This window comes from Prevotella sp. BV3P1 (assembly GCF_000479005.1).
Taxonomy (GTDB): domain Bacteria; phylum Bacteroidota; class Bacteroidia; order Bacteroidales; family Bacteroidaceae; genus Prevotella.
This window is the reverse complement of sequence record NZ_AWXC01000018.1, coordinates 1-6328: the sequence shown is the minus strand read 5'-3', so window position 1 is coordinate 6328 and position 6328 is coordinate 1. Positions and strand designations below refer to the sequence as shown.

5 protein-coding genes and 2 tRNA genes are annotated in these 6328 nt (G+C 43.0%); 4 read left to right on the top strand and 3 right to left on the bottom strand.

Annotation, left to right across the window (positions count from 1 at the left end):
* Positions 1 to 120: 120 nt before the first annotated feature.
* The 3 genes from HMPREF1254_RS03815 to feoB all read right to left on the bottom strand — a co-directional run bounded on the left by HMPREF1254_RS03815 (position 121) and on the right by feoB (position 2813).
* Positions 121 to 193: transfer RNA gene (locus HMPREF1254_RS03815), tRNA-Lys, on the bottom strand.
* Between the two features lie 14 nt (positions 194 to 207).
* Positions 208 to 280 (bottom strand) — tRNA-Lys (locus tag HMPREF1254_RS03810).
* Between the two features lie 103 nt (positions 281 to 383).
* Complete coding sequence (gene feoB, locus HMPREF1254_RS03805) at positions 384 to 2813, bottom strand: ferrous iron transport protein B (protein WP_023057337.1); 2430 nt, start codon at positions 2811 to 2813, stop codon at positions 384 to 386.
* A gap of 1045 nt (positions 2814 to 3858) precedes the next feature.
* Between feoB and HMPREF1254_RS11960 the strand changes: the two genes are divergently transcribed.
* The 4 genes from HMPREF1254_RS11960 to HMPREF1254_RS03795 all read left to right on the top strand — a co-directional run bounded on the left by HMPREF1254_RS11960 (position 3859) and on the right by HMPREF1254_RS03795 (position 6301).
* Entirely contained in the window at positions 3859 to 4035 is a 177-nt protein-coding gene (locus tag HMPREF1254_RS11960) for a hypothetical protein (RefSeq protein WP_023057334.1), read from the top strand.
* 153 nt (positions 4036 to 4188) lie between these two features.
* Positions 4189 to 4413 carry a glycosyltransferase family 2 protein gene (locus HMPREF1254_RS12245; protein ID WP_023057335.1) on the top strand — a complete coding sequence of 75 codons (225 nt, stop codon included), beginning with the start codon at positions 4189 to 4191 and terminating at the stop codon, positions 4411 to 4413.
* Positions 4414 to 4487: 74 nt separating this feature from the next.
* On the top strand, positions 4488 to 5096 hold the full coding sequence (locus tag HMPREF1254_RS12240) for a hypothetical protein (RefSeq protein WP_023057336.1): 609 nt from the start codon (positions 4488 to 4490) through the stop codon (positions 5094 to 5096).
* Positions 5097 to 5266: 170 nt separating this feature from the next.
* Positions 5267 to 6301, top strand: coding sequence for an esterase-like activity of phytase family protein (locus HMPREF1254_RS03795; RefSeq protein ID WP_036880716.1), 1035 nt, complete (start codon positions 5267 to 5269; stop codon positions 6299 to 6301).
* Positions 6302 to 6328: the final 27 nt, after the last annotated feature.

Below are 6328 nucleotides of genomic sequence, written 5' to 3'. Positions count from 1 at the left end.
TCATTTTGTCATCATGTCGTTGAAACTGAACTTCAGATGATGGTGTGAAGCTCTGAAAAAAGTAAAAGGTAAATCAAAATGTCCTTATCTGAACCTGTTGATTTACCTTTGTTTTGATTGTACACCCTTAGGGATTCGAACCCTAGACCCACTGATTAAGAGTCAGTTGCTCTACCAACTGAGCTAAGGGTGCAATCGAGAAAGAAGTACACCCTTAGGGATTCGAACCCTAGACCCACTGATTAAGAGTCAGTTGCTCTACCAACTGAGCTAAGGGTGCAAGTTTCTTTTTTGCGTGTGCAAAGGTACATTGATTTTCTTTAAATGCCAAACATTTCGTTTATTTTTTTGAAATTAATGTCGGACAGTTCAAGAATATGCAACTATGAGATAATCAGACTTCCTATTTGATAAAAGGCTGCAGATACAATCCATGCCAGAAGCGTGGTGTAACCAGCCGAGAACAAAGCCCATTTCCAACTACCTGTTTCGCCTTTAATGGCGGCAATCACGGCCACACAGGGGAAGTATAACAGGATGAATAGCAAGAAGGCGTATGCGGTTAGGGGTGTGATGCCATCGGCTGTCATTTGTTTTCTCAGCCGTGAATACTTCTCGGGCTCATCTGATGTTGCGTCATCTTCATCAACACTCCCTTCTGACGAATAGAGCACACCTATCGTTGAAGCCACGATTTCCTTAGCTCCAACACCAGCCACGATACCCACGTCCAGTTTCCAACTAAAACCTTGAACTCTGAATACTGGTTCTATGGCCTTGCCTATGCGTCCAATGTAGCTCTGTTCTTGCTGTTCAGCCCTGGACAGATGCTCGTTGTGAGGAAAATAGCCCAATGCCCAGACAATGATACTGGCCACCAAGATGATGCCGCCCATCTTCTTGAGATATAATTTTCCCTTCTCCCAAGTATGTCTGGTGATGGCTTTCCAGGTCGGTAAACGGTACGGGGGAAGTTCCATCACAAAGGGGGTGTCTTCACCCTTGATGACGAATTTGCTGAACAACCAGCCCAGAAAGACAGCCATGAGGATGCCGATTAGATACAGCGACATCATCATTGTTGACCGATACTGGGCCGAGAAGAACGTTCCGATAATCATGATATAAACGGGAAGTCGGGCAGAACAGCTCATCATAGGCAAGATGAGCATGGTGATAAGCCGGGATTTTCGGCTTTCAATTGTTCGTGTTGCCATCACAGCCGGCACATTGCAGCCGAAACCCACGATAAGAGGAATGAAGGATTTACCGTGCAATCCCATCTTGTGCATCAGCTTGTCCATGATGAAAGCTGCACGAGACATGTATCCGCTGTCCTCCATATAAGAGATGAAGAAGTACAGAATTAATATTTGTGGCAAGAAGACGATGACGGCACCTACGCCCCCGATGACTCCGTCGACGAGCATGTCTTTGATGGGGCCGTCAGGAAAATAGGTTGAAATGGTCTGTCCCAGCCAGGCAACGCCAGATTCTATCCAGTCCATGGGATATTGACCGAGTGAGAAGGTTACTTCGAACATCAGCCACATCAAAGCTATAAAGATTGGGAAACCCAAAACTTTATTCGTGATAAAGCTGTCCAGCCAGTGCGTAAGCTGGTAGGTATCTTTCTTGTTTCCAGTCTGGTAGGCTGCCTCTTTCAGCGCTCCATGAATAAAACCATATTTTGCATCCATCACCGCCGTCTCGCTGTCGGTATTCGTTTCCTCCCTTACGCGTCTGTCTGCTTTGTCCCTGGCAGCAAATATCTTGTCTGCATAGGGCAGTGAACTGATCATCTTTTCCACGTCATGGTCGTGTTCCATCAGCTTGATGCCCAGATATCGGGTAGAGTAGCGTTGCCGAATGTTTTCGTCTTGCTTCAAGAAAGCCTGGATGTCAGCAATGCCTTGCTCTATTTCATGCCCATGATTGATATGTATATGGCGGAATTGTGTTTGGGCATCTTCCTTGCCTTCGTATGTCTCGATGACCTGATGAAACAGCTCTTTGACGCCTCTTCCATTTTTAAATACCGTAGGAACCATAGGGATGCCGAAAAGTTCGGACAGCTTGTCGATATGAATCCGGTCCCCTCGATCTTCTGACTCGTCGTACATGTTTAATGCGCAGACGATACGAAGGTGCATGTCAATGAGTTGTGTCGTTAGATAAAAGTTTCGCTCCAAGTTTGAAGTATCTATGACATTGATGACGACATCTGGAGTTTTCTCTACGATTTGTTTCCGCACATAGAGTTCTTCCGGCGAATAAGCCGAAAGCGAATAAGTGCCGGGAAGGTCAACTATGTTGAACTCATAGCCTTCAAAGCTGGCATGACCGTCCTTTGCATCGACGGTGACACCTGAATAATTGCCCACTCTTTCGTGCGCGCCGGATGCAAAATTGAACAGCGATGTCTTCCCGCAGTTAGGGTTTCCCACCAAGGCTACATTGATGGTTCGGCTCTTCTGCATGGCAACGGCATGAATTTGCTGTTCAGTCATGCGCTGGATGTCGTCGCAATCGTCATCAGAAAAGGCTACTTGGTAATTGTTTTCGGTTGGTTTATGCGTCCTGGCTTCTTCCAAGGATACAACCTCAATCATGTCGGCTTCGGAGTGTCTGAGTGACACTTCGTAACCCATCACTTTGTATTTTACTGGGTCTTTCAGGGGGGCATTCAATAGCACTTCAACCTTTTTCCCGCTGATAAAGCCCATTTCAACGATGCGTTTGCGAAAGCCTCCGTGACCAGTAACTTTAACAATAACGCCTGTTTCGCCTGTTTTTAACTCTGATAACTTCATCTTTGTCTCTCTATCTTAATCACAAAATTACAAAATTTAGTATGCAACAGAGTTGCAAATGACGATGCATTGTATAAAATACCTAAAAATAATGATATTACCTCCGGTGAAATGGGCTTTTATTGGATATCTATCCTCATAAATTAGTATGCGTGAAAAGTCTTAGACCATCATCTGAAACTACAGTTTGATGGCTTTTCCTGTCCTGTTGCTTTCGATAGCTGCCTCAAAAATTAGAACAACAGTTTAGTTGTTTCGTTGTAACATTGCGTACTGGCCGGTTGGTTTTTGTTCTTTCATTAGTGCTTGTCATCAAAAGCAGCAGTGTGAATAAAAACTTTCTCATTGTTTGAAGTCTTTAGTTTGGTTGTACCTACAAAAATACAAAACAATACTCGTATAGAATGTAGCTATTTCGGTGTTTGTTTACAGCTGATATCCAAGCGAAATCAATAGCGTTGAGTTTGGCAGCCAAACTGCATGACATTGGCGGTTAAAGTCATTGACTTTAGAGTGCAAACTCAATGAGTTTGCACCGATTGTTTTTGTATGTTTGTAATTGATTGATTATTAATTTATTATATTTTTTTACTTTCTGCTATTTCAACAGAAAGTAATCAATAAAACCAAGGGTCGTCACAGCCGTTGGTTTAAGCGTAATGTTGTTGAACAGCAAATGCAAAAGCGGTTAATTTAGGAAATGAGGTGACAGAATAATAAAGATCATCACTCCACATGTAGGATGAACCGTAATTATTTCACATTATCACATCAATTTTACCATGAATTTTCACATAATAAAACTATAAATAGGTAATTATTTCACATTATCACGTTTTTTTTACCCTGTATTTTCACATAATCACACTATAAAAAGACGATAATTTCACATTTTCCGAATTCTCCTTCTACGAACTGAACGACTAAAATGCCAAAAATTGAAAAATAAGATGCTATTTATTGGCATATACGCTTGGTTCGGTGTTGAAACAAAAGTTCAACATCGGAAACGTAATAAAAGTAATTTTTATTCGTTCATTCTAAGATGATAAACGAGAATCGCAACAAAACCTATACCCATATCTTAAAATACGCTGGTGGTGTACGAGGTCTTGCTATCTTAGTAGGCACTGTTCGCAACAAATTGGTGGCTCACCTTCCCGGTGTCGAGGGTGTAGCACAGCGCTTGTGCTGCTCTGGGTATGTGGTTGTCAGTGCGTAGATGGAGAAAAAATAACGATTTGTGGACACGTCTAAAAACACGAGTGTGGAAAAAACAGCATCATTTGCCATATTGGTGGCGGTTTATAATGGCAGCGAGTATCTGAAAAGATGCTTGGATTCGTTGCTGCGACAAACCCTCAAAGACATTTAAGTGATTTGTATAGACGACGGCTCTACGGACAATTCTTGGAAAATATTACAATTGTATGCTGCTGCTGACCGGCGAATTGAGATTCTTCATTTAAGTCAAAACTATGGAGCAGCACATGCCCGCAACGAAGGAATTAAACTTATCAACGCCCATTACACCACGTTTTTAGATTGCGATGATACGTTTGCGCCCGATGCTTTGGAAGAGGCTTTGCAGGTTTTTTGAAAAGCACCCACAAGTAGACTGTGTGCTTTTCAAGCTCCTCACCCTTGGAGGTGACAATTCAACCGCACAGGAATATGACATGGATTTTTTTTGACGAAAGGTCTGGATACGAAGCTTTCAAAGACAGTTTAACCTGGAAAATACATGGCGTTTATGCAGCGAGAACCTTCCTCTTCAAACAGTTCCCGTACGATGACACTTGTAAAACCTACAGTGATGACAACAGTACACGACTGCATTATCTGTTTTCTAAGCAAGTGGGTTGCTGTCATGGAGAGTATTACTACCACTACAATCCCCACTCGGTAACACACATTATTAGTGGAAGTAGGTTTGACTATCTTCGCGCCAATGAAAGTATGAAGAAACTGTTGATACAATACAATGTAAGTGATGATATACTAACTATCTATGAGAATGAACGTTGGCTGATACTAATAGATTTATACTATTTTCATTATTCCTACAGAAAACAGCTTTCTGCTGAGGATTTAGCGATGGGCATGCGTGAGCTTCATCGCGTATGGAGCGGTATAGAGGTAGACAGGTTATACAAACGATTAAAATATAAATTTGGGTATATGCCGCTTCCATTTTCATGGAAGATATTCAGAATTCAAGAAGAAGTCTATTTCAACCTCAGGTCTATTTTTCGAAGGGGTAGACAACATACAATGAATTAGTGTGCATCATGTGTCATTGGTATATTTAGAATCTTCTAAAGTTTTGCGAATCTTCGCAGAAAAGCTGTAGTTTGTTGTTGGGAATATATTACCTTTGCAAAAAATGGGCTACGCCTTACCAAGGTAAACAAGTTTTTCTTTGGCTTCGGCTTACATACTATTCGTAAAAGATGAGAAAGATTTATTTAATGGCAGCGGCCTTGTTGGCTGTATGTTCGGCAAAAGCTCAAGACTCGCTAACAGTTGTGCGAGTGAACGAGCAGCGCACTTTCCCGCAGGAAATTCCGGCAGGGAATTACAGTGGCATCACCTATATCGGTGACAGTGTGTATGCAGTGGTTAGTGACAAGTCGCCACAGGATGGCTTCTTCCTTTTTAAAATAGCGATCGACTCCATTACTGGCGACGTTCTGCACGTGGAGAATCTTGGCTTTAGGGGCGACACAGACAAAAATGGGGATATGGAAGCCATCACTTATGTGCCGTCATCTAAAACTTTGTACATCACCCGTGAGACCGACAACACCATCAAAGAATATGCGCTGGATGGGCATCTGACGATCAGACAACGCTCCGTTCCTGCCATTTACCAGCGGGATAGGGGCAATTATGGGTTGGAATCTTTGAGTTTTAACAAACGGACCCAGACTTTTTGGACGTGTAATGAAGGGACGCTTCTGGGCGATGGCGAACAGGCCACTGCGACAAATGGGGTGCGTAACAGGTTGCGTTTGCAATCGTTCAGTGCCGATTTTCAGCCCTTACATCAGTATGCCTATCTGATGGATGCACCGGAAGCAAACAAGAAAGCTTATCTCTATGGTATGGGAGTTGCGGAGGTAACGGCACTCGATGACGGAAGCGTGCTGGTTTTGGAGCGCGAATTTTATACGCCACCTTCTAAACTGGGTGCTTTTGTCAACAACAAATTGTTTTTGGTACACCCGCAAAAAGGTGTTCCCGTCGATGGGGAAGATGCACTGAACGAATCAATGCCTTATTTAAAAAAACGATTGGTGACGAAATGGACCACCAGACTATCCTTGTTTCATCATGAGATAGCCAACTTCGAAGGTATGTGCCTTGGTCCGAAACTGGGTGACGGTTCCCAGGTATTGGTCTTGGTATCAGACTCGCAAAACCAAGCGGGTGGGGTGATGAAAGACTGGTTTAAAACCATCGTCCTGTCTCTGCCAAAGCCATGAGATGTGCCATTTGCACACTGAAAGTTG